Raw genomic sequence first — 23,494 nt, forward strand, 5'->3', positions numbered from 1 at the left:
GTTCTCGAAAGAGTTCAGTTTTGTGGATGTATAGGCTGTATCGGCGAAGAACAACCGGCACCGCCATTCAGACAGCGAGAAGGCCGTTTCTATGCCTCGCCCGGATTCTCCTCGGGCAATGCCTTCGGGCCAGCATATTTATGCTCCGCAATGGCCAGGTTGGGGCCGAGTGAGGCCTGCAGCCAAACGGTCACCTTCGTGCCCACCCCAAGGGTACTCTCGATTTTGAACTCGCCCGAATGTGCCTCCACGAGGGATTTCACGATGCTGAGACCAAGTCCGGTCCCCTCCCGGCTGTGGTGCGGGTGATGGCCTGACTGCGAAAACGGGTCGGTAATGGTCGGAAGCCGTTCCGGGGCGATGCCCTCACCGTTGTCCTCGACCGAAATCGCGACCATGTCGCCGCGATCCGGTTTTGCAGTCGCCCGGATCCAGCCCCCTTCCGGCGTGAATTTCACGGCGTTCGACAGCAGATTGAGAACGATCTGCCGGACCGACCGCGTGTCGGCCAGAACGGTCAGCCGCTCGCTCGGAACGCCGACCTCGAGATTGATCGATTTGTCCGCCGCGATCGTGGAGACCTCGACCGTACATTCCTTGAGCATGTCGAGAACGGCGATCTCCTCCTTGGCGAAGGTCCGTTTGCCGGCCTCGATGGCCGAAATGTCGAGAATATCGTTCACCAGGGCAAGCATGTGCGCCCCGCTGTCGTGGATCGCCTCCGCATAGTCCCGGTAACCGTCTTTTCCGAGGGGCCCAAGGACCTCTTTCGCCAGCATCTCGCTGAAACCGAGGATGGCGTTCAGCGGGGTCCGGAACTCGTGGCTCATCGTGGCGAGGAACTCGGACTTGGCGCGGTTCGCGCGCTCGGCTTCGAGGCGCGCCCGGTCCCGCGATATCTCGGCCTCGCGCTGCTGGGTCACGTCGCTGCCGGTGCCCCGGTAGCCGAGAAACGCGCCATCGTCGTCGAAGATCGGTATGCCGTTGATCACCACCGCGACATCGTGACCGTCGTCTCCGCGCAGGAGATAGCGGAAACCGCTGAACGGGCGCCGCGCCTCGATATCGGCGATATGCGCGCGCCACTTTTCCGACGTCAGATCCTCGATGGTCGCCTCGAAGCGGGTCTTACCGAGATTTGTCTCCGGAACATGACCGCTATAGTTCGCGCTTCCATGGGCGAAGTAGGTGAAGCGCCCGTCGACATCCGTTTCCCAAAGCCAGTCGGACGACGACTCGGCAAAATCCCGGAAGCGTTTCTCGCTCTCGTACAACTGCCGTTCCGCCCGCTTGCGGTCGGTCATGTCCTGCAGGACGCCGACGATCGCCGGGCGCTCGCCCCCGTCGATCAGGAGCGGCACTTTCGAGACCACGTAGTCTCGGCTTTCCTTGCCGGGCAGCGTCAGCTGGGTTTCCATGACTTCGGACTCCCCGCGGCCAAGAGAACCATCTGCGATGCGGAAGATCTTGTCGGCGGCCGGATCGTTCCATATCTCCGTGACGGAGACGCCAAGAATCTCGGCGGACGATCTGCCGAACAGCTCCGCGAACGCGCGGTTCGCGCTGATGATCCTGTCGTCGGAATCCTTCAGGAAAATCGGGATCGAGACCGCATCGATGATGCTCTGCTGGATGTCCAACTGCTTGCGCAGCGCCTTGTCGGCGAGGTTGCGCGCCGCGCCTTCCGCCTCGGCTTTTTCCATGAGACTGTGCTGCGCCACAAGCATGAGACCGACCGCTGCCGCTATGGCAAGCACTTCGGCGAGGATGAAGCCGTAAGGCGCGAAGGACTCGACCGGACGCAGGAACGGATAGTCGAGCCGATGCAGTCCCCAGAGCACGAAGACGACGCTCACGACGCGGTATCCCGTTCCGAGGCGCCCGACAGAAGATCTCCGCCACAGCAGCCATGCGGTCAGCAGTAGAGCGCCGCCCGACAGCATGAAAACCGGCAGCGTCCGGAGCACGAAACCAAGCTCGGCGACCGCCCCGAAGAGCGCCCAGAAGGCCACGAGGGATATGCCGACGACGAGCAGTGGCGGGCGAACACTCCGCCCCATGAAGACAGCGGTCCCCGCCAGAATCAGGATAGCCGAGGCAGCCTGAAGAATTTCGCCGAGCAGTGATTGGAGCGGAGGCTGGATGAACGCGGTACAGGCATATCCGGAGACATGGACCCAGAATCCGCCGGCCCAGTAACCCAAACCGCGTGGCGCGTTGGGCAAGGTCCGAAGATAGGTAAGCGCCGCCGCGAGCAGCAAGGTCCCGACCATCGCGCTGAGGACTGCCGTCTGCAGAGATATCGCCATGTCGAGGTAGCCCACCGATCGCGCGACTGGTTCTGGATTACGAACCGACAATTTATTGAAATATAAGCCGGAATACCAGACTTGTCACTCATCCGGACTATGGGGACGTGGCCGCCGGTTCGGGACCTTGAGCAATTGCCCGCAGGATTGATAGGCTTTCCGGAAAGGCTGCGAGAGGACTGTGGAATGCATATCCGCGTTGACGATCTGACCGGCCGCGAAATCGCCGCGCTGCTGAGTGCGCATCTCGACCACGGGAACGCCCACTCCCCGCCGGAGAGCGTTCACGCTCTCGACCTCGACGGACTGCGCGCGCCGGACATCACCTTCTGGAGCGCCTGGGAGGGCGACGAACTGCTCGGGTGCGGCGCTCTGCGCGAGCTTTCGCCGGAACATGCCGAGCTGAAGTCCATGCATACCGCCGCCCGGCACCGCGGCAAGGGCGTCGCCAGGGCCATACTGGAACACATACTCAAAGAGGCGAAAGCGCGGGGCTATGCCCGGATCAGTCTCGAAACCGGGTCCATGGAGGCCTTCGCTCCGGCGCGGGCACTCTATCAGCGCTATGGCTTCGCGGAGTGCCCGCCCTTCGGCAGTTACAAGCTCGATCCGTACAGTACTTTCATGACGCGCGAGCTCGCGGCCTGACAGCTTCGATCAGCGGCCCTGCCAGTTCGGCTTGCGCTTCTCCAGGAAGGCGGACATGCCCTCGCGGAAATCGGCGCTGGTATAGGCCGCAACGATCAGATCGTGGTCGTCCGGGACGCCGCCGCTGGATTTGATCCGCCGCAGCGCCTCCTTGGTAACCCGCATGGTGATCGGCGCATGTCCCTTCATCGTTCCGGCGAGCGCCGCCGCGCGCTCGATCACTGCCGCCTTGTCCGTCAGAACCTCCGAAACCAGCCCGATCGCCTTGGCCTCCGCGGCTTCGATCAGGCGGGCGGTCAGCAGCATCTCCGAGACGCGCGCCGGCCCGACCAGCCAGGAGAGGCGGCGGAGATTCTCATTCGAAAGGCAATTGCCGAGGGTGCGCGCGATCGGAAACCCGAATTTCAGATCCTCTGCCGCGATGCGGATGTCACAGGCGGCCGCGATCGCGGCCCCCCCGCCGGTGCAGGCACCGTGGATCGCAGCGATGGTCGGCACCTCGCAGCGCTCGATATCGTTCATCATCTTGTTGCCGTTCGCCTCGTAGGCGAGCGCGTCGTCGGCGCCGGAGAAATCCTTGAACTGGCCGATGTCGGTCCCGGCGGCAAAGGCCTTGTCGCCTGCGCCGGACATCACGATCGCGGCCACATCGCCGCCTGCCCGCGCGTTGCGGCAGATCTCCGCCACCGCCGCGTACATCGCGAAGGTGAAGGCGTTGCGCGCCTGCGGCCGGTTGAAGGTGATCCAGCCGATCCCGTCCTTCACCTCGTAAATGAGATCTTCCGTTGCGCCCGTCATTACGCTTCCCCTTTGACCCTTGCGGTCTTTCGATTTTGCCGATGTGCCACGGAGGACTCCGTGGCAAAGTCGCCCCCATGAAAGCAGGAAACAAAACCCTCGGTCCACGCTTGCGCGTCGTCTTGGACGAGAATGTCGCCATCGGCCCCGGCCAGGCCGACCTTCTCGAGGCCATCGGCGAGACCGGCTCGATCAGCAAGGCCGGGCGGCAGATGAACATGAGCTACCGGCGCGCCTGGCTTCTGGTGCAGAAGATGAACGCGCATTTCTCCGCCCCGCTGGTCGAGACCGCGAAGGGCGGCAGCAGCGGCGGAGGAGCGCGGCTGACGAAGCTCGGACAAGAGGTCGCGGCCTGCTATCGGCAGATGGAGGCGCGTGCAGTCGAGGTGCTGGCACCCGAGATCGAGCGTTTGCGCGGACTTCTCGCCGGGAATCGGGATTAGCAAAGGCCTGGGCCGGGCGCTTGACGCTGCGATGTATCCGAATGAATATATCGACATCCCGTTGAGCACCAGTTACCGGTTACGAGACCATTCATGCATTTCCGTCTTTCCGGCAGGGTCGCCCGGCATCTGATCTGCCGCATTCTCGGACTGGCCGCAGCCCTCGGGGCCTTCGCCTGCGATGCCCACGCCGGACAAGGCACTGTGGCCGTCGCAGCCAATTTCACCTCGACGGCGCAGAAACTGGCCGAAATTTTCGAGCGCCGGAGCGGTCACAAACTGGTCATCGCAACCGGGTCGACCGGGCAGCTCTATGCACAGATCCGTCAGGGCGCCCCGTTCGACGTGTTGCTTGCCGCAGACCAGCACCGCCCGGCGCTGCTCTTCGCGGAACATCAGGCGGCGGCAAAGCCCTTCACCTATGCGACCGGACAGCTCGCGCTCTGGAGTCCGGATCCGAAAAGGATACCCGCGGACGGTGCGGCCTTTCTCGCCTCTGATATGGACGGACGGATAGCGCTAGCGAACCCGAGACTTGCGCCGTACGGGCTGGCCGCCCGCGAGAGCCTCGAAGCGATGGGGCTATGGGACGGCTTTCGCGACCGGATCGTGATGGGACAGAACATCGCACAGGCGTTCCAGATCACCGCCTCCGGAGGCGTATCGGCGGGCTTCGTCGCACTATCCCAACTCCAGGACGCGCCCGCTGGGCTGCAAGGAAGCCACTGGGTCGTTCCGGCGGAACTGCACACGCCGATCCGGCAGGACGCAGTCCTGCTGCTCCGCGGCAAGGACAATCCCGCTGCGACGGCATTCCTTGCGTTCCTTACCGATCCCGAAGGTTGCACCGCGGTCCGGACCGCCGGATACGCACCGGCCGAGGGCTGCCCATGAGCGACGGCGACCTTTCCGCGATCCTGCTGACCCTGAAGCTTGCAGGCGCGACGTCCGTCATCCTGCTGTTGCTCTCGACACCGCTCGCCTGGTGGCTGGCGCACACCCGCTCTCGGCTGCGCTGGATCGTCGAGCCGGCGGTCGCCCTGCCGCTTGTCCTGCCGCCGACCGTGCTCGGCTTCTATCTGCTGATCCTGCTCGGTCGCGCCGGCGGCCTCGGGAGCGCCTGGGTCGCGCTTACCGGCGACAGTCTCGCCTTCTCCTTCGCGGGCCTGCTGATCGCCTCCATCGTCTATTCTCTGCCTTTCGCCGTGCAGCCGCTGCAAACCGCCTTCCAGGCCGTCGGCAACAAGCATATGGAAGCGGCGGCCACGCTCGGTGCCTCGCCGTTCGATGCCTTCCTCACTGTCGCCTCGCCGATCGCGCTGCGCGGCTATCTGACCGCAATCGTCCTCACCTTCGCCCACACCATCGGGGAATTCGGTGTCGTACTGATGGTCGGCGGCAACATTCCCGAGCGGACCCGGGTCATCTCCATCGCGATCTTCGAGCATGTCGAGACCCTGCAGTACGACGAGGCTCACAGGCTTTCGGTCGGGCTGCTGGTCTTCTCTTTCCTGGTTCTCTTGGCGGTCACGCTGTTGAACCGGCGCTCGCCGGTCAGAGCCGGGTAAAGCGCCATGCTGATTCTCCGCAGCACCATCCGCTTTCCGGAATTCGCCGCCGACGTGGACGTCTCGACACCGCTCGCCGGCATCGTCGGCCTCTTCGGGCCCTCCGGACATGGCAAGACGACACTACTGAGGCTGGCGGCGGGACTGGAGCGGGGCACCGATACTTATGTCGAGCATGCGGGCGAGGTCTGGCAGGACGACCGGCGCGGGATCTTCCTTCCCCCGCACAGGCGCGGCATCGGCTTCGTCTTCCAGGACAGCCGTCTGTTTCCGCACCTGACGGCCGCTGGAAACCTGGATTACGCAGCCCGCAGGGCGCGTCCGGACCGGAAAGATCCGACACGGGAGCAGATCGTCGACATGCTCGATCTCGCCCCCTTGCTCCACCGCCGGATTGAAGATCTGTCCGGCGGCGAGACACAACGCGTCGCCATCGGCCGTGCGCTTGTCTCGCGGCCGCGGCTCCTGCTCATGGACGAACCGCTCTCCGCCCTCGATCTCCGGCGCAAGATGGAAATCCTGCCCTATATCGAACGGCTTCGGGAAGAGATGGACATCCCGGTGCTCTACGTCACCCATTCGATCGACGAACTCAGCCGCCTCGCCGACCACATGCTGCTCATCCGGGGCGGGACTGTCGCCGCCCAGGGCGCCGTGCCGGACGTCATGCAGCGGATGGATCTCGGCCCGATGATGGGACGGTTCGAGGCGGGCGTGATCCTCGAAGGGCCCGTCGTCGGCCAGGACGCGGAATTCGCCATGACCGACCTCGCGATCGGCACCCAGGTCCTGCGCATGCCGAATATCGATGCCGAAACCGGCACCATCGTCAGGGTCCGCATCCGCGCGCGCGATGTCTCGATCGCAACGGAGGAACCCGCGGGGATCAGCATCCGCAATGCGTTGCGAGCCCGCATCTCGGAGATCTTCATCGAGGAAGGGGCCTTCGCCGAAGTCCTGATGGACCTGGAGGGAACCGGTCTGCGTTCCCGCATCACGCGGGAGAGCGTCGTCCGTCTCGGCCTCGCACCAGGCCGGGAAGTCTTTGCCCTGATCAAGAGCAGTGCCGTCGACCGCCGGCTCATCCCGGGCGGGGGCAAGCGCGGCAGCACCGAGCAATCTGGAATCATTCCAACCGAATAACGTGCCTGTGATCTTCCGCACTCCGTTGATTTCGGACTTGACCACAGCCACCGCTTCACGCATCTCTAAAGAAATTGAGACTAATTCTCATTAATAGAACTAGGGGAAACTACGTGGCCCACCTGAAGAAAATCCTGTTCGGCCTGATCGGCGCGTCCATGCTAGCGCCCGCCGCGAACGCCGCCGAGGAAGTCAACGTCTACTCCTACCGTCAGGAATTCCTGGTGAAGCCGTTGTTCGACGCCTTCACCAAGGAAACCGGGATCAAGGTCAACGTCGTCTTCTCCGACAAGGGGCTCATCGAACGTGTCCAGGCCGAGGGCGACAACAGCCCGGCGGACCTGATCTTCACCGTCGATATCGGCAAGCTGAACGACGCCGTCGATGCGGGCGTCACCCAGCCCGTCACCAGCCCGACGCTGGAAGAGAACATCCCGGCGAACTTCCGCCATCCGGACGGGCTCTGGTACGGCATGACCACGCGCGCCCGCATCATCTATGCCTCGAAGGACCGGGTGAAGCCGGGCGAGATCACCAGCTACGAGGATCTCGCCGACCCGAAGTGGAAGGGCCGCCTCTGCACCCGTAGCGGCAAGCACGTCTACAACGTCGCCCTCATCGCTTCGATGATCGCCCATCACGGCAAGGACGAGGCGGAAGCCTGGCTGTCCAAGGTGAAGGACAACCTCGCTCGCAAGCCGCAGGGCAACGACCGGGCGCAGGTCAAGGCGATCAAGGAAGGCGAATGCGATATCGCGGTCGGCAATCACTACTACTACGGCAAGATGCTGCATGACGAGAAGCAGAAGCCCTGGGCCGACTCCGTCTATCTCGTGTTCCCGAACCAGGAGAACCGCGGCACGCATGTGAACATCTCCGGCGTCTCCATGACCAAGTCGGCGCCGAACAAGGCGAACGCCCTGAAACTGATGGAGTTCCTGAGCGGCGCGGGGCAGACCCTCTATGCCGAGCAGAATTTCGAATACCCGGTAAACCCGACAGTGGAATGGCTCCCTGAAGTGAAGTCCTGGGGCGAGTTCAAGTCGGACACGCTGAGCCTCGCGGAGGTCGCCGAGCTCCGCAAGGAAGCCATCATGATGGTGGACCGGGTCGGCTATAACGACTAAACGCCTTCCCTTTCGGATCCGAGAGCCCGGGCCCGCGCCATAGCGCGGGCCTTTGGGCGTTCGGGCCGGAGGCATGAGGAGTCCCGATGGACGAGGCATTTTCCGCGCATAGCGTCATCGACGAGGCCCGGCCGGTCCGGCATAGCGGCGGCGGACCGTGGCTGCTTGCCGCCTTCGCCCTTGCCGCGCTCGTGGTCGCGCCGATCGCGGCCCTCGTCTGGATCGCCTTCAATCCGGCGGAAAATATCTGGCCGCATCTCTTCTCCACCGTCCTCGGCACTTACCTCTCCAGCACCCTGATCCTGATGACCGGCGTCGGCGTCAGCGTCGTTCTGGTCGGCACCGGCACCGCCTGGCTGGTCGTGAGCTGCCGCTTTCCGGGCCGCCGCTTCTTCGAGTGGGCGCTGCTATTGCCGCTCGCGGTACCGGCCTATGTCATCGCCTATACCTATACCGACCTTCTGGAATTCGCCGGGCCGGTGCAGACCGGGCTCCGGGCCGTGTTCGGCTGGGAGACCAAACGCGACTACTGGTTCCCCGACATCCGCACCATGGGCGGCGCGATCGCGATGATCTCGCTGGTGCTTTATCCCTATGTCTACGCGATGGCGCGCGCGGCCTTCCTCGAGCAGTCGGTCTGCGTGCTGGAGGTCAGCCGCACCCTCGGCTCCACCGCATGGCGGGCCTTCTTCACCGTCGCGCTGCCGCTCGCCCGTCCGGCCATCGTCGTCGGCCTGACCCTCGCGCTCATGGAGACGCTGAACGATTTCGGGACGGTCGACTATTTCGCCGTCCGCACCCTGACCCGCGGCGTCTTCGACACCTGGTTCTTCATGGGCAATCCCGGCGGCGCGGCGCAGATCGCGCTGGTCATGCTGGTCTTCGTCATCGGCCTGATCTGGATCGAGCGCAGTTCCCGCGCCCGGCAGCGCTTCCATCACACCTCGACCCATGTGCGCGCCCTGCCCGGCTACCGGCTCACCGGCGCGAAGCGCGCCGGCGCTATTCTGGCCTGTGCCCTGCCGATCCTGCTCGGCTTCGTCGTGCCGGCCTCGGTCCTCGGCTATTACGCCTACGAGTATTTCGAGCAGTCCTGGACAGCGGACTTTCTGCATTATGCGGAGAACAGCCTGAAGCTCTCGCTGATCAGCGCCGTCGCCACGGTCGCCGCCGCGGTTCTGCTCGGCTATGCCGTCCGCCTCAATCCCGGCCGCGGCGTGCGCTTCGCCTCCCGCCTCGCGAGCGTCGGATACGCCATTCCGGGCGCGGTGCTGGCGATCGGCATCCTCATTCCGGCCGGTGCGCTCGACAACGCGATAGATGCCTTCTCGCGCGAGCAGTTCGGCTTTCCGACCGGCCTCCTGCTGAGCGGCACCACCACCGCTCTGGTCTTCGCCTACATGGTCCGTTTCATGGCGATCTCATTCGGAGCGGTCGAGGCCGGCCTCGGCAAGGTGACGCCGAACATGGATCTCGCCGCCCGCGCGCTCGGTCACGGGCCCTTCGCGACCCTGCGCAAGGTGCATCTGCCGCTGATCCGGGGCAGTTTGCTGACCGCCATCGTGCTCGTCTTCGTCGACACCATGAAGGAGCTGCCGGCGACCCTGGTCCTGCGCCCCTTCAATTTCCAGACACTCGCGACCTATGTCTACCAGTACGCCTCGGACGAACTGCTGGAACAATGCGCGCTCGCGGCCCTCGCCATCGTTGCCGCGGGTATCCTGCCGGTGATAGTCCTGAGCCGCGCGATCTCCGCTTCCCGGCCCGGACATCGCCAATCCGTCTGAGGCCGGCTCCGAAAGACGCAGCATGTCTGCCGAGAGTGCCGCCGCACCGGACCGCCGGATTCTGTTCCTTCGCCTCTCCGGTTTCTATGGCGCCTTCTTCCTGATCTTCGGCGTGCTGATGCCGTTCTGGCCGGTCTGGCTCGACCATCGCGGGCTCAGCGCAATCGAGATCGCCTCGATTATGGCGGCGGTCTTCTGGGTCAAGATGGTCGCGCATCCACTTGTCGCGCATATCGCCGACCGGCGCGGCGCCGGACGCAGGCTCTGCATCGTGCTCGCTCTCGTAGCCCTCGCGGCCTGCCTCGCCATGAACGGCGCCGCCGGATTCTGGCCGATCGCGCTTCTCGCGGGACTCTTCTACGCAACGCATAATCCGATCCTGCCGGTGATGGAGAACATCACCCTGCGCACGATCCGCGACACCGGCCTCGATTACGGACGCATCCGGCTCTGGGGCTCCATCAGCTTCATTCTCGGCACCACGGCGACGGGAGCCTTCCTGACAGGACGCGACCCTGACTGGGTGATCTGGATCGCAAGCGGCTCGGTCGCGCTCATGCTGCTCTCCTGCATCGCCATGCCGGAAGCACCGCGCACGGCCAGCGTAGCGCGCGCAAACCCGCTCGGTCTGCTCGCCCGGCCGGATTTCCTGCTCTTTGTCGCGACGGCCGGACTGCTTCAGATCAGCCACGCGGTCTATTACGCCTTCGGCTCGATCTCCTGGCGCGCGGCCGGACTCGACGAGAGCACGATCGGAATGCTCTGGGGAGTCGGCGTGGTGGCGGAGGTCCTGCTCTTCGCAGTCGCCGGCCGTTTCGTCCACCGCGTCGGGCCGCTCGGCTATCTTGCGATCGCGGCCGTCGGCGGGATCCTGCGCTGGCCGCTGACCCCGCTCACCAACGACCCGGTTCTGCTGGTCCCGCTGCAATGCCTGCACGCTTTGACTTTCGGGGCGGCCCATCTTGGCGCGATGGCCTATCTCGCACGGAACATCCCGGATAATGTGGGCGCCACCGGCCAGAGCCTCTATTACGCTCTCACCGGCGGAGTCCTGATGGGCGCGATGATGCCGCTCGCCGGGACGCTCTACGAGAGTTTCGGGCCTGCGGCATACAATGCGATGGGGCTGTGTTCGCTCCTCGCCCTGCCCGGTCTGTTCATCCTGAAGCGAAAGGCGCCAGCCCGCAGCTAGCCGTCACTCCGCATCCGGGTCCTTATTGACCAGCGACGCATGCGGATCGCCTTCGGGCAGGATCTGCCTGATGTAGTCACGGGTTTTCCATTCCGGCGGCGGCGGCGTGCCTTCGCCTTCCCTCGGCACGTGCGGCGACGGCTCGCGATCGGCCAGATTCGGCGTGTAGCGCGGACAGTTCGGATAGATCTCGCATTCGATGCGGAGGACCATCTTGGCCCCGTAATGCCGGTCGAGTGCTTCCCTGTCGGTCAGGACCTCCGCCTTGCCGTTGACGCGGATACGCCGGCTCTTTCCGTCAAAAGCCACGAAGAGCAGCCCGACATTCGGGTTCTTCGCAATGTTCCCGACCGTGCGGTACATCGAGTTCCCGTCATATTCGGGATATTCGAGGATGTTGGGCCCGACAATTTTGACGAAACCCGGATCACCCGATTTGATGTTGCAGTCGACATAGTCCTCGAAGGTCGAGGCGATGAAGAAGAACGGCGCCGCCTCAATGAACGCGATCTCGTCCTCCCAGAACGCATAGTGCTTTCGGTTCTTCTCGATCGCTTCCGCCGTACGCCGGCCGTCGAAGCGGTCCTGCCAGTCGCGCATGCCTTCGTGAAAGAAGGCGCGGTCTTCGAAAACATTCATTGAATTGCCTGCACGTGTCGTCAGCCCGAACGTGCATCAAACACCGAATGGCCGGCTCAGGCTAGGCGGCTTCCTGCCGTGGAACCAGCGCGGCCGCCTCCCGGATCACCTCCGGGCGGGCGCCGTCGAGATGGGCGTTCTCCGAGAGATGCCGCCGCCAGGCGCGGGCACCGGCGCGGCCCTGGAAAAGGCCGAGCATGTGCCGGGTGATGCTTTTCAGCGGCACGCCTTCCGCCATCCGGGCGCCGGCATAGTCCACCATCGCCTCTGCGACCTCCCACGGATCCGTAGGCGCACCGGTCTCGCCATAAAAGCGGCGGTCGACATCGGCGAGGATCCAGGGCGTCTGATAGGCCGCGCGCCCGATCATCACGCCATCGACATGGGCAAACTGGCGCTCCGCCTCGTCAAGGCTCAGGATGCCGCCATTGATCGAAACCGTGAGGTCTGGCCGCGCCTGTTTCATCGCATGGACCAGCGGATAGTCGAGCGGCGGGACGTCCCGGTTCTCCTTCGGGCTGAGGCCCTGCAGCCACGCCTTGCGGGCATGGATGATGATATGCCGGCATCCGGCATCGCTGACCCGGCGGATGAAGTCCGGCAGGACCTCCTCCGGCACCTGATCGTCGACCCCGATGCGCGACTTGACCGTGACCGGGATGGAGACCGCCGCGCTCATCGCCGCGACGCAGCGCGCGACGAGATCCGGCTCGCGCATCAGGCAAGCGCCGAAACTGCCGGACTGCACCCGGTCGCTCGGACAGCCGACATTGATGTTGACCTCGTCATAGCCTGAGGCCTCGGCCATGCGGGCGCATTCGGCCATCGCCTCCGGCTCGCTGCCGCCAAGCTGCAGGACCACCGGATGCTCGGTATCGTCGTAACGCAGGAAGCGAGCGGTATCGCCGTGCAGCAGCGCGCCGGTCGTCACCATCTCGGTATAGAGCACCGCCCGCCGGCTGATCAGCCGCAGGAAATAGCGGTCATGCCGGTCGGTCCAGTCCATCATCGGCGCGACGGATATACGGTGCATCTGGTCGTTCTGCATCTCTTCCACGGAGGCGGCGTCAAGTCTCTCGATCGGGCGGCACCCCGCCCGACGCGGCGCCTTCTTTAGCATCTTCGCCCACTTCTCGCACCCCGTAGCTGCGGACGCTTCGCTGGTGGAGCAGCGCGGAGCCTCGAGGCTACTCGAAAACCAGTTGACAGTGCCCCGGAGGCGAAAATAGCATGCCACACAAACTAATATATTAGATGATTTAACATCTTAATAATCCACAGGGAGGATCAAATGACCTTTTCAAGGAAACTGCTCGGACTCTGCGCGGCCGCCGCCATCTGCGTCGGTACCGCCATGCCCGCATTCGCGGCCACGACCCTTCGCATCGGTACCGTTCTCGCGCCGGACGATCCGATGGGCCGGGGGCTCGAAAAGTTCAAATCCGAGGTGGAGGCCGCAACCAAGGGCGAAGTCCAGGTGCAGGTCTTCCACAGCTCGCAGCTCGGCGACACCACCGAGATGATCGATCAGGCCCGGGCGGGCGCCAATGTCGGCACCGTGACCGACGTGGCGCGGCTCTCCAGCTTCGTGCCGTCTCTCGCCATCATGTCGGCGCCGTTCCTCTTCGACACTTACGACCAGGCGGACAAGTTCGCGCTGTCGGAGGAATATCTCGCCTGGGGCGACACGCTGAAGGAGAAGTCCGGCCTCGTGATGCTGGCCTCCAACTGGTACCAGGGCCCGCGCCACGCGCTGACCCAGAAGCCGATCTCGGGACCGGCGGACCTCAAGGGCGTGCGCATGCGCACCATCGGGGCGCCGATCTGGATCGAGACCATCCGCGCCATGGGTGCCGAGCCGACCCCGATCGCCTGGGGCGAGGTCTATTCCGCTCTGCAGATGGGCGTGATCGATGCCGCCGAGGCGCAGCCGACGGCGATCAAGGGCGCCAAGCTCTATGAAGTCATCAAGCATGTCACCAAGACCGGCCACATCCAGCTCGTGACCGCGCTCGTGGTGTCCGCCGAGGCCTGGGACCAGATCTCGCCGGAAAACCAGAAGATCGTTCGCGATCTCGCCGTGGAGAACGGCCGCTACGCCTCGCAGCTCACCATCGATCTCGGCGAGAAGGCGCTGGCCGACGTCGCCGCGAGCGGCGTCACGATCTCGGAAACCGATCTCGCGCCCTACAAGACAGCGGTCGCGGGCGTCTACGAGCTACTCAACCTCAACAAGGAAGTCGCGATCGTGAACAAGGTTCTCGGACGCTAAGTCATAGGTTCGCGCGGCGCAGGCTGAAACAAAAGGCGGCCCCATGTTGAGACGAATTGAATATGCCTGCGCCGCGCTGCTGCTGGTCGCCGTGGTGCTTCTGGTCGGCATCGCCTCCGTCGCCCGGGCGACGGGATCGCCGATCATCTGGTCGATCGAGGTGGCGCAGCTGCTGTTCCTCTGGCTCTGCATCCTCTCGATCGATCTCGCCCTGCAGCACGACCGACATTTCGGCATCGGTTTGCTGCTCGACAATGTGCCGCCGGGTGCCCGGAGAGTGATCGAGGTCCTCAATCTCCTGGTGATGATCGGACTGTTCGGCTACCTGATCCGCTTCGCCTGGAAGAACACCATCCTGATGCATCCGCGGCTCGACGGCGCGCTGCAGATCCCCGGCTCCTACTTTCACGCCAGCATGGTGGTGGGTTTCGCGCTGATGATGCGCACGCTCGCCACACAGCTTCTCCAACGTGTCCGAAGCAAGGCCTGACCTCCGATGCTGACCCTCATTGCGGCGCTCTTCCTTCTCTTCCTGCTGAGCGGACTGCCGGTCGCCTTCGCGCTGGCGCTCGCCGCTTTTCCGGTCTTCGTCCTGACCGGCACGATGCCGCCGACGGTCGCGATCCAGAAGATGGTGACCGCGACGCAGAGCTTTCCGCTCCTCGCCGTGCCGTTCTTCATCTTCGCCGGCAACCTGATGAACTCGACCGGCATCACAGAGCGGCTGATCACCTTCGCGCGCCTCCTGACCGGCTGGCTTGCCGGCGGTCTCGGCCAGGTCTCGATCGTCCTCAGCCTGATGATGGGCGGGATTTCCGGCTCCGCCGTCGCCGACGCCTCGATGGAAGCGCGTCTGCTCGGCCCGAGCATGATTTCCAAGGGCGGCTATTCAAGAGCCGCGACCGCCGCGGTGCTTGCCTTCGGCTCCATCATTACGGCGACAATCCCGCCCAGCATAGGGCTGATCCTCTTCGGCTTCATCAACGAGGTCTCGATCGGGCGCCTGTTCCTCGCAGGCGTAGTGCCCGGCATCCTGCTGACCGCAACGCTGATGCTGACCGCCTGGATCGTTGCCCGGCGGAACGGCTATGCCGCGGACATGAAGGAACTGCCGACGACGGCACGGCTCTGGGCGAGTTTCAAGGAAAGCGTCTGGGCCCTCGCCTTCCCGGTGATTCTGATCGTCGGCTTCCGCTTTGGCTTCTTCACCGCCACGGAGGCCGGCGCCTTTCTGGTGTTCTACGCTCTTTTCGTCGGGACCGTGATCTACCGGGAACTCACGCTGGCGAAACTCTACGAGGCGATCCGGAGCACGGTGACAGATCTCGGCATGGTCATGCTGCTCATCATGATGGCCGCGGTGCTCGGATACGCGGTCACGCTCGAGCAGGGGCCGCAACAGATCGCGGCGATGGTCACCACGGTCACCTCGGAACCGTTCTTCATCCTCGCCCTCGTGCTCCTGCTGCTGCTGGTCAGCGGCATGTTTCTCGAGGGCGCGGCGAACATCCTGCTGGTCACGCCGATCGTGCTGCCGGTGCTGGTGCAGGCAGGGTTCGACCCGGTCCATATGGGCATCCTCATGGTCACGCTGATCAATATCGGCGGCCTGACCCCGCCGGTCGGCGTCATCATGTTCACGGTTTGCGGTATTCTCGACGTGAAGACCGGCGCCTTCACGAAAGCGTCGGCGCCCTATTTCCTGGCTCTCTTCGTTTTCCTGCTGATGCTGGTCGCTTTCCCGGCGCTTTCGCTTTTCATGCCGGGACGGCTTATGTAGGTCTCTGGAGTGCGCTTGAACGAGGTAATTGCATGAACTTCGGTTCCCTGTCCGAAGCCCTGATCAAGGCGTCAGACGACCTGACGGCCCCGAGCCAGCAAGGCACGGCCGCCGCGCGGGTCTATGCGCGGCTCCGGGCCCGCATCATCTCGCTCGAGCTGCTGCCGGACACGGTCCTCTCGCGTGCCGAGATCGCCAGAGAGCATCAGGTCAGCCAGTCCCCGGTTCGCGAGGCGATCCTGAAGCTGGAGCAGGAAGGGCTGGTCGTCTCCTATCCCCAGTCCAAGACGCTGGTGACCCGGATTGACACGGAGCAGGCGCGCGAGACCCAGTTCCTTCGCATCAGCGTCGAGATCGAAGTCGCGAAGACCCTCGCCAAGGCAGGCAACCCGGATCTGCTGCTGCCGACCATCCGGGTCCTCAAGATGCAGAAGATGGCGGGCGAGGATCACGACATTCCGGAATTCACCGCGCTCGACCGGCTGTTCCATCTCTCGCTCTTCCAGGCGGCGGGCGTCGCCTCGCTCTGGCATTTGATCTCCGGACGCTCCGGCCATATCGACCGGCTCAGGACCCTCAACCTGCCGGATCCGGGCAAGATGGCACAGGTCCTCGACCTGCATGAGCGTATCCTTGCGGCGATCACCGCCGGCGATATCGACGAGGTCGAACTGCAGGTCCGCGAGCACCTGTCCGGAACCATGGCCTCGATCCCCGCAATCATCGAGGCGCATCCGGATCATTTCGAAAAACGGGACTGACTTTTCCTCGGCGGCCGCCAGCGGAAACAATCCTTTCACCTGACGGCACTGGTTTTCTCATCCGGGAGGCTCACCTGACTCTGCGAACACTTGGAAGACGCAAGCGGAGACGAGAATGAGCTGGAGCCCCTGCCCCGACCCGGTCCTTGGCGACGAGGCCGCCTGCGACGCCATCGAGACCGTCATCGTGCCGCGCGCGGTCGATCTCGGCGAGATGGAAGTTCGCCGCGCACTGCCGAGCGTGAAGCGGCAGATGGTTGGCCCGTTCATCTTCTTCGACCAGATGGGCCCGGCGGAGTTCCTGACCGACGAGGGCATCGACGTGCGCCCGCACCCGCATATCAATCTCGCCACCGTAACCTATCTTCTGGAAGGCGAGATCCTGCACCGGGACAGCCTCGGGACCGAACAGGCGATCCGTCCCGGCGCGGTGAACTGGATGAAGGCCGGGACCGGTATCGTTCATTCCGAACGCACCTCCGAAGACCTGCGGAAAACCGGCCAGCGCCTGTTCGGCTTGCAGACCTGGGTCGCGCTTCCGGAAGCGGAGGAGGAAACGCCGCCGGATTTCCTGCACTACGCCGAGAGCGAGATTCCCTCCATCACCGACGGCAAGCTCTCCATGCACCTGATCGCCGGTTCGCTTCACGGTGTCAGCTCGCCGCTCCGGACCGCGTCGGAAACCCTCTATGCCGACATCAAACTCGGCGGCGGCGGCGCCTACCAGGTGGAAGCGAGCCACGAGGAGCGCGCGCTCTATGTGCTCACCGGCGAGATCGAGGTCGACGGCGACCGGCACGGGCCGGGCACATTGCTGATTCTCCACCCCGGCATCCCCGCCGCGGTGCGCGCCGCATCCGACAGCCGTTTCATGTTGTTCGGCGGCGAGCCGATGGAAGGGCCGCGCTATATCTGGTGGAACTTCGTCTCCTCCCGGCTGGAGCGGATCGAGCAGGCCAAGGAGGAATGGCGCCGCGGCCGATTCGAAACCGTACCGGGAGACGAGGAAGAATTCATTCCTCTGCCGGAGGGCAAAGGGCGGCCGCGCAGAGCCGTTGGCGGGCGGGATTTCGACTGAGCGACAGACCGCAATAGTTGCAGGCCTCCAGGTACCGGACTAGCCTTCGCGAAATCTCGACCGGGGGTCCCATGCCTGCTCTCAAGCGCTTCACCGCGCTGCTGCTCTGCGCTCTCTTGAGCGCCTGCGCGATCTCAACCCAAAGCACCTTCAAAGGCGGCCCCGCTCCCGGCAAGGCCATCGTGATCGTCGGCGGTGCGTTCCTGGTTCCCAATTTCGGACCGGCCGGCCGAGGCGACAAGATCGAGGTTGTGTCCCTTCCGCTGCGCGTCCCCGCCGTCCTCTCCGAAGCGTCCGCATCTTTCAGGCGTTACGACCCGGCGACCGGCGAGGATCTGGACAAACTCATCCTTGAAGATCCCTCGCCCGAGCTGATTCCGGTTCCGCTCAGCAAGCCGAACACACTTCTCAGCCTACCCGATCCGGAAGAACGCTTCGGAGCCACGAATTACGCCATCGTCGAAGTGACGCCGGGCGACTGGTTCCTGGATCGCCAGATCGTCCGCTCGATCAACCGCACCACGATCGTCCGGTCGGTCAAGGAGGACAAGCTGCGCGAGGGCGTTCCGGTGTTTCACGTCGAAGCGGGCGAGGTTCTATATGTCGGCGACGTGGTGCTCGCTTCCGGGCAATATCTGAGAGACCTCGATACGCAGAAATACAGCCGGATCCGCGCGAACAGCTGGAACCTCGGGATTGCGGGGAACGTCGAGGCGATGAAAGCGAGTGTCGCCGAGAGGATCGACACAAACCTGATCCGCTATCGCCCGATGACGCAATTCGGCGGCTGACGGACGGGTCAGCTGACCGAGAAGCGCTTCAGGAAATCCGGATCCGGCTCGACGCCGAGCCCCGGTCCGCCCGGAAGCGCGACCGTACCGCCGCTTTCCTTGACCTGCTCGCCGACGCGGAGCGGTTCGGTCAGCAGTTCCTCGCGGAAGCGGTTCGGCGTGGTGTCGTATTCCAGCATCGGCTGCACCGGATGCGCGCCGCCCGGAAGGTCCGGGAGCGCGGCCAGCAGATGCATGTTGGTCGCGACCGCCACCGCAGAGCCCCAGACATGGTTCACGATGGGCAGGAAATGCGCCTCGGCGAGCGCCCGGACCTTCAGATATTCGGTGATTCCGCCGAGCCCGCAGACCTCCGGCTGCAGCACGTCGACGCAGCGCTCGCGGATCAGGTCGCGGAAGCCCCAGCGCGTGAACTCGCCCTCCCCGCCGGCGATCGGCATGTCGAGCGCGGTGCAGAGATCGCGGTAACCCTGCTTGTCTTCTGGCGCCACCGGCTCCTCGAACCAGGCCACGCCTAGCCGCTCCAGCTCGCGCCCGAGCGGGATAGCCTCGCGCGCCGTGTAGGCATGGTTGGCGTCGACCATCAGCCCGGTATCGTCGCCAATCGCGTTGCGGACCGTCTCGACCAGCTCGATATCCGTCTTCGGATCGATGCCGATCTTCATTTTCATTGCCTTGTAGCCGGCATCCCGGATCGCTTGGCTGTCGGCGGCGAAGCGCTCCTTCAGGTCCGGCACCCGCTGCAGCATCATGCCGTAGCCATAGACCGGGATGCGCTCCCGGAAGGCGCCGCCGAGCAGGCGGTAGAGCGGCACGCCGTGGACCTTTCCGGCAAGGTCCCAGAGCGCGATATCGACGCCGGAGAGCGCCTGCAGCGGCATACCCTTCTGGCCGTGGTCGCGCAGCAGATTGTAGACCTTGTGCCAGATCACCTCGCGGGCCAGAGGGTCCATGCCGAGCACCATCGGCTGGATCACCCGCTCGACGATCGCCTTGTTGGCGAAAGCGATGTCGCCGCCGCCGAAACACTCGCCCCAGCCGGTGAGCCCCTCGTCGGTCGAGATCTCGACCAGGTGGGCCGTCCGCTTCAGGTAATATTGCTGGGAATAGCCGAGTTCTTCTTCGAGATCGTATTGCAGCACATGGCTGCGGATTGCGGTGATCTTCATATGCGGCGTTCCCTCCACTGTCCGGCCGGGAGGTCTTGCCGCCTCCCTGACAGGCCGAGGTTAGTCCGTTCCGCGGGGAAATTAAATCCGCCTCCCTACCCCGCCCGCGCCGCCCGCGCACTGCGCCGGGTTGCCAGCAACAGGTTGGTTTCCGAATTGGCGATGCCCTCGATCAACCTGATCCGGCGCAGCACGTCATCGAAATCCGTCAGCGTCTCGGCGCCGATCTCTGCGATCAGATCCCACCGTCCGTTGGTCGAATGGATCGCGCCGACAGCTCCAATGCCCGTCAGCTGGCGCACAACGTTTTCCGTCCCGCGCCCCTCGATCTCGATCAGCATGATCCCGCGCACCGGCAGTTCCTGCGCATCGCCCCGCAGCACGACGGTATAGCCAAGGATATGCCCGTCACGCTCCAGCCGCTCGAGGCGGCTGCGCACCGTCGCGCGGGAGACCTCGAGTACAGCGGCGAGCTCCGAGATCCCGGCGCGGCCGTCCCGCCGGAGTGCGGCGATGAGTTTCTCGTCGATCGCGTCCATTGATCAAAACGTCACTTTTGCTTCTCGTTTTGATCATATAATCTACCATTTTGCGCGAATTGCTATCTTTTTTGCGCCATCGCCTTGCCCGCATAGTTCGACAGGTTTGTCGGCGGGCGCGTTCTGATCGACAGAGTGGAGCAGTCAATGATCGATCCCCGTTCTTGTGTTCTCGTCGGCGCCCCCGTGCAGATCGGGGCCGGTCAGCCAGGCTGCCTCATGGGGCCGGACGCCTTCCGCACCGCCGGGCTCGGCCGGGCACTGCAGAGTCTCGGCCATACGGTCGAGGATCTCGGGAATTGCGCCGCCGCACCGCTGCCGGAGCTGACGCATCCGAACAGGGCGATCAAGAACCTGACGGAAACCGCCGGCTGGGTGCAGTCGCTGACCGAAGCCGCCTACGAGGCCAAGCAGGGCGGCCGCACGCCGATCTTCCTCGGCGGCGACCACGCGCTCGCGGCGGGCACGCTTCCCGGCATCGCCAAGGCGGTGCGCGAGGAGGGACGCGAGCTGTTCCTCCTCTGGCTCGACGCCCATACCGACTTTCACAGCCTCGACAGCACCGAGAGCGGCAACCTGCACGGCGTGCCGGCCGCCTATTTCACCGGCCGCGAAGGGTTTGACGGCTACTTCCCGCCGCTGGAGGTGTCGGTGAAACCGGAAAACATCACCATGATGGGCATCCGCTCGGTCGATCCGGCGGAACATCACGCCCTGCTCGACAGTCCGATCGAAGTACTCGACATGCGCGCGATCGACGAGAGCGGCGTCAGCGTCCTGCTGAACGACTTCCTCGGCCGTGTCGAGGCGGCGGACGGGGTCATCCATGTCAGCCTCGATGTCGACTTCCTCGACCCTGAGATCGCGCCGGCGGTCGGCACCACCGTTCCGGGCGGCGCCACCTTCCGCGAAGCCCACCTGATCATGGAGAAGCTCAACGATTGCGGCCGCGTCTGCTCGCTCGACCTCGTGGAGCTGAACCCTTTTCTCGACGAGCGCGGCAAGACCGCCCGTCTCATGGTCGACCTGACCGCGAGCCTCTTCGGCCGCAAGGTCATGGACCGGCCGACCAGACCTTTCTGAGACAACTAACCCACGGAGACCATCATGGGCCACGCCGCCGCAGACCTCATCGCCACGGAACAACTCCTCGGTGCGCATAACTACAAGCCGCTCGATGTTGTGCTGACGCGCGGCGAGGGCGTGCATGTCTGGGACGTGGACGGCAAGCAGTATCTCGACTGCCTCTCGGCCTATTCCGCCGTCAACCAGGGCCACTGCCACCCGAAGATCTTCGAGGCGATGGTGACCCAGGCGAAGAAGCTGACCCTCACCTCCCGAGCCTTCCACAACGACCAGCTCGCCGGCTTTTACGAGGACATCGCGAAACTCACCGGCAGCCACAAGGTGCTGCCGATGAACTCGGGCGCCGAGGCGGTCGAGTCCGCGATCAAGGCGGTGCGCAAATGGGGTTACGAGCAGAAGGGCGTGGCCGAGAACCAGGCCGAGGTCATCGTCTTCAGCAACAACTTCCACGGCCGCACCATCGGCGTCGTCGGCTTCTCAACCGACCCCGTCGCGCGCGGCAATTTCGGCCCCTTCGCGCCCGGCTTCCGGGTGGTGAAGTTCGGCGATATCGAGGCCTTTGAGAAGGCCATCACGGCGAACACCGTCGCGGCGCTGATCGAGCCGATCCAGGGCGAGGCCGGCGTGATCATCCCGCCCGCCGGCTATTTCACGCGGATGCGGGAACTCTGCACCGCCAACAACATCACTCTCATCCTCGACGAGATCCAGACCGGTCTCGGTCGCACCGGCAAGCTGCTGGCCGAAGAGCATGAAGGCATCGAGGCGGACGTCACGCTGGTCGGCAAGGCGCTCTCCGGCGGCTTCTACCCGGTCTCCGCCGTGCTTTCGAACTCCAACGTGCTCGGCGTGCTGCAGCCGGGCCAGCACGGCTCGACCTTCGGCGGCAACCCGCTCGCCTGCGCCATCGCGCGGGCCGCGCTCGACGTGCTGGTGAACGAGGGCATGATCGAGAACTCCGCCGAACAGGGCGCCTATTTCAAGAAGGAGCTCGAGGGCATCCGTTCCAACGCCGTGAAGGAAGTGCGCGGGCGCGGCCTGATGCTCGCGGTCGAGCTCGAGCCGGAGGCGGGCGGCGCCCGGAAATACTGCGACGCCCTGAAGGAGCGCGGCATCCTCGCAAAGGATACCCACGAGCATTCGATCCGCATCGCCCCGCCGCTGGTCATCACCCGCGAGCAGGTCGACTGGGCGCTGGAACGCTTCAGCGACGTGCTGACCAACGTCCACTGACGGGGATGCCAGGCTAGCTCCGGGCGAGCGCCTGAAGGCCGAAAAGGCCGGGTTCCGGATGGGTGATGCGGTAGACGGCGACGTTTTCCAGGTAGGCGCTCATCCGGCCCTTCGCGTTGAAGGCGGCACGGAAGAGGTCCGTGCGGAACCGGTCGCCGAGATTTTGCAGTACGCCGCCGGCGAGATAGACGCCGCCGCGGGCACCGGCGGTCAGGGCGGCGTTGCCCGCCACGGTCCCCAGAAAGCCCGAGAACCGCTCCACCGCCTCCCGGGCCGCCGGGCACCCTTCCCTGTCGAGACGCTCGACCACTTCCTCGCCGCGCGCGGGCTCGATTTCCAGTCCGTCGCGTTCGGCAATGGCGGAGAAAAGGTTCACGAGGCCCGGCCCGGACAGCACGTCCTCGGCGGAGACATGACCGAGACGCCGCGCCAGGCGGGCAATCAGGTCCGCCTCCTCTTCGCTTAAGGCGGCGAGGGTGACATGCCCGCCCTCTCCTTCGAGAATGCGCCAGGATTCGCCTGCGGGCACCGTGATGCCGACCCCGAGCCCGGTTCCGGGCCCCAGCACCAGCTTCGGCATGCGCGCCACCTCGACACCGGTCTGCACGGTATCGAGATGCCCGTTGGCGAAATGCGGCAGCGCCGCCGCCACCGCCGCGAAATCGTTCATCAATCCGAAACGGGACCAGCCGTAGCGTTCGCGCACGGCATCGCGGGAGAACTGCCAAGGACAGTTGGTAAGCCGGATCCGGTCGCCCGAGACCGGCCCGGCGACCGCGACGATCGCGCTGCGGGGCCGCTCGACCCCTGATATCCCTTCGAGATAGAGATCGAGCGCGGCTTCGAAACCCGCATGGTCCGCCGTCTTGAAAACCCGCTCGCTCCTGAACCCGGCACCATCCGTCAGCGCCAGACGCAGGTTGGTGCCGCCGAGGTCCCCGATCAAAGTCCACACACTCATTCGCCGCCCGTCTCTTCGCATTCCTGCCGCGCACGAAGCCTAGCATGCTGGAACCGGCACGCGAGCCCGCAGGGTTGAAACCTCACGCGATCTCCGGATCCGCTGACGGAGGCGTGACTTCACAGCGGGCGGCAGATCGGGCATATGCGACATCAGGCGAACACGGGAAA

The 23,494-nt window shown here is 64.7% G+C and carries 23 protein-coding genes; 16 read left to right on the forward strand and 7 right to left on the reverse strand.

The features are described from left to right. Positions 1 to 89: 89 nt before the first annotated feature. Positions 90 to 2,309 (reverse strand): PAS domain-containing sensor histidine kinase, encoded by a 2,220-nt coding sequence (locus JJ959_RS06550; protein WP_292881114.1) that lies wholly within the window; start codon positions 2,307 to 2,309, stop codon positions 90 to 92. Positions 2,310 to 2,495: 186 nt separating this feature from the next. Here JJ959_RS06550 and JJ959_RS06555 point away from each other — a divergent pair, with 186 nt between their 5' ends. Next, positions 2,496 to 2,957, forward strand: a complete 462-nt coding sequence (locus JJ959_RS06555; protein ID WP_292881117.1) for a GNAT family N-acetyltransferase — start codon at positions 2,496 to 2,498, stop codon at positions 2,955 to 2,957. A 9-nt stretch (positions 2,958 to 2,966) separates the two neighbouring features. On the opposite strand, the gene JJ959_RS06560 is transcribed toward JJ959_RS06555, so the two are convergent. Continuing rightward, positions 2,967 to 3,755: an enoyl-CoA hydratase gene (locus tag JJ959_RS06560; RefSeq protein ID WP_292881119.1), complete on the reverse strand. Its 789-nt coding sequence runs from the start codon at positions 3,753 to 3,755 to the stop codon at positions 2,967 to 2,969. Positions 3,756 to 3,832: 77 nt separating this feature from the next. On the opposite strand from JJ959_RS06560, the gene JJ959_RS06565 reads away from it, so the two are divergent. From JJ959_RS06565 to JJ959_RS06595, 7 genes are all read left to right on the forward strand, one after another. Beyond that, entirely contained in the window at positions 3,833 to 4,198 is a 366-nt protein-coding gene (locus JJ959_RS06565) for a LysR family transcriptional regulator (protein ID WP_292881122.1), read from the forward strand. Positions 4,199 to 4,291: 93 nt separating this feature from the next. Continuing rightward, complete coding sequence (gene modA / locus JJ959_RS06570; RefSeq protein WP_292881124.1) at positions 4,292 to 5,092, forward strand: molybdate ABC transporter substrate-binding protein; 801 nt, start codon at positions 4,292 to 4,294, stop codon at positions 5,090 to 5,092. Continuing rightward, positions 5,089 to 5,766: a molybdate ABC transporter permease subunit gene (modB, locus tag JJ959_RS06575; RefSeq protein ID WP_292881127.1), complete on the forward strand. Its 678-nt coding sequence runs from the start codon at positions 5,089 to 5,091 to the stop codon at positions 5,764 to 5,766. Before modA ends, modB begins: the two co-directional genes overlap by 4 nt. Positions 5,767 to 5,772: 6 nt before the next feature. Beyond that, positions 5,773 to 6,909 carry a molybdenum ABC transporter ATP-binding protein gene (gene modC / locus JJ959_RS06580; RefSeq protein WP_292881130.1) on the forward strand — a complete coding sequence of 379 codons (1,137 nt, stop codon included), beginning with the start codon at positions 5,773 to 5,775 and terminating at the stop codon, positions 6,907 to 6,909. A 113-nt stretch (positions 6,910 to 7,022) separates the two neighbouring features. After that, the gene (locus JJ959_RS06585; RefSeq protein ID WP_292881133.1) at positions 7,023 to 8,036 is read left to right on the forward strand and encodes a Fe(3+) ABC transporter substrate-binding protein; all 1,014 of its coding nucleotides are present in this window, start codon (positions 7,023 to 7,025) and stop codon (positions 8,034 to 8,036) included. A gap of 86 nt (positions 8,037 to 8,122) precedes the next feature. Next, complete coding sequence (locus JJ959_RS06590; protein ID WP_292881136.1) at positions 8,123 to 9,823, forward strand: iron ABC transporter permease; 1,701 nt, start codon at positions 8,123 to 8,125, stop codon at positions 9,821 to 9,823. A gap of 22 nt (positions 9,824 to 9,845) precedes the next feature. Beyond that, positions 9,846 to 11,015, forward strand: coding sequence for an MFS transporter (locus JJ959_RS06595; protein ID WP_292881139.1), 1,170 nt, complete (start codon positions 9,846 to 9,848; stop codon positions 11,013 to 11,015). A gap of 3 nt (positions 11,016 to 11,018) precedes the next feature. On the opposite strand, the gene JJ959_RS06600 is transcribed toward JJ959_RS06595, so the two are convergent. Continuing rightward, positions 11,019 to 11,654, reverse strand: a complete 636-nt coding sequence (locus tag JJ959_RS06600; RefSeq protein WP_292881141.1) for a pyridoxamine 5'-phosphate oxidase family protein — start codon at positions 11,652 to 11,654, stop codon at positions 11,019 to 11,021. 61 nt (positions 11,655 to 11,715) lie between these two features. Next, on the reverse strand, positions 11,716 to 12,774 hold the full coding sequence (gene dusA / locus JJ959_RS06605) for a tRNA dihydrouridine(20/20a) synthase DusA (protein WP_366816923.1): 1,059 nt from the start codon (positions 12,772 to 12,774) through the stop codon (positions 11,716 to 11,718). A 171-nt stretch (positions 12,775 to 12,945) separates the two neighbouring features. Between dusA and JJ959_RS06610 the strand changes: the two genes are divergently transcribed. The 6 genes from JJ959_RS06610 (at position 12,946) to JJ959_RS06635 (ending at position 18,336) form a co-directional block, all read left to right on the forward strand. Further along, on the forward strand, positions 12,946 to 13,926 hold the full coding sequence (locus JJ959_RS06610) for a C4-dicarboxylate TRAP transporter substrate-binding protein (RefSeq protein WP_292881144.1): 981 nt from the start codon (positions 12,946 to 12,948) through the stop codon (positions 13,924 to 13,926). A gap of 43 nt (positions 13,927 to 13,969) precedes the next feature. Continuing rightward, positions 13,970 to 14,416 carry a TRAP transporter small permease gene (locus JJ959_RS06615; RefSeq protein ID WP_292881147.1) on the forward strand — a complete coding sequence of 149 codons (447 nt, stop codon included), beginning with the start codon at positions 13,970 to 13,972 and terminating at the stop codon, positions 14,414 to 14,416. 6 nt (positions 14,417 to 14,422) lie between these two features. Beyond that, positions 14,423 to 15,706, forward strand: a complete 1,284-nt coding sequence (locus JJ959_RS06620; protein WP_292881150.1) for a TRAP transporter large permease — start codon at positions 14,423 to 14,425, stop codon at positions 15,704 to 15,706. 32 nt (positions 15,707 to 15,738) lie between these two features. Beyond that, complete coding sequence (locus JJ959_RS06625) at positions 15,739 to 16,467, forward strand: GntR family transcriptional regulator (RefSeq protein WP_292881152.1); 729 nt, start codon at positions 15,739 to 15,741, stop codon at positions 16,465 to 16,467. A 115-nt stretch (positions 16,468 to 16,582) separates the two neighbouring features. Further along, entirely contained in the window at positions 16,583 to 17,545 is a 963-nt protein-coding gene (locus tag JJ959_RS06630) for a pirin family protein (RefSeq protein WP_292881155.1), read from the forward strand. A 71-nt stretch (positions 17,546 to 17,616) separates the two neighbouring features. Next, on the forward strand, positions 17,617 to 18,336 hold the full coding sequence (locus tag JJ959_RS06635; protein ID WP_292881158.1) for a hypothetical protein: 720 nt from the start codon (positions 17,617 to 17,619) through the stop codon (positions 18,334 to 18,336). 8 nt (positions 18,337 to 18,344) lie between these two features. On the opposite strand, the gene JJ959_RS06640 is transcribed toward JJ959_RS06635, so the two are convergent. After that, positions 18,345 to 19,505 (reverse strand): mandelate racemase/muconate lactonizing enzyme family protein, encoded by a 1,161-nt coding sequence (locus JJ959_RS06640; RefSeq protein ID WP_292881161.1) that lies wholly within the window; start codon positions 19,503 to 19,505, stop codon positions 18,345 to 18,347. Between the two features lie 95 nt (positions 19,506 to 19,600). After that, the gene (locus tag JJ959_RS06645; protein ID WP_292881164.1) at positions 19,601 to 20,044 is read right to left on the reverse strand and encodes an Lrp/AsnC family transcriptional regulator; all 444 of its coding nucleotides are present in this window, start codon (positions 20,042 to 20,044) and stop codon (positions 19,601 to 19,603) included. 147 nt (positions 20,045 to 20,191) lie between these two features. On the opposite strand from JJ959_RS06645, the gene rocF reads away from it, so the two are divergent. Further along, positions 20,192 to 21,127: an arginase gene (rocF, locus tag JJ959_RS06650; RefSeq protein WP_292881166.1), complete on the forward strand. Its 936-nt coding sequence runs from the start codon at positions 20,192 to 20,194 to the stop codon at positions 21,125 to 21,127. A gap of 24 nt (positions 21,128 to 21,151) precedes the next feature. Further along, entirely contained in the window at positions 21,152 to 22,363 is a 1,212-nt protein-coding gene (gene rocD, locus JJ959_RS06655) for an ornithine--oxo-acid transaminase (protein ID WP_292881167.1), read from the forward strand. 13 nt (positions 22,364 to 22,376) lie between these two features. Here the strand turns inward: rocD and glk are convergent, their stop codons facing one another. Further along, a complete protein-coding gene (glk, locus tag JJ959_RS06660; RefSeq protein WP_292881169.1) occupies positions 22,377 to 23,324 on the reverse strand; it encodes a glucokinase in 948 nt (315 codons plus the stop codon). Positions 23,325 to 23,494 lie beyond the last annotated feature (170 nt).

Origin of the sequence: Nisaea sp. (assembly GCF_017640745.1) — a bacterium.
Lineage (GTDB): Bacteria > Pseudomonadota > Alphaproteobacteria > Thalassobaculales > Thalassobaculaceae > Nisaea.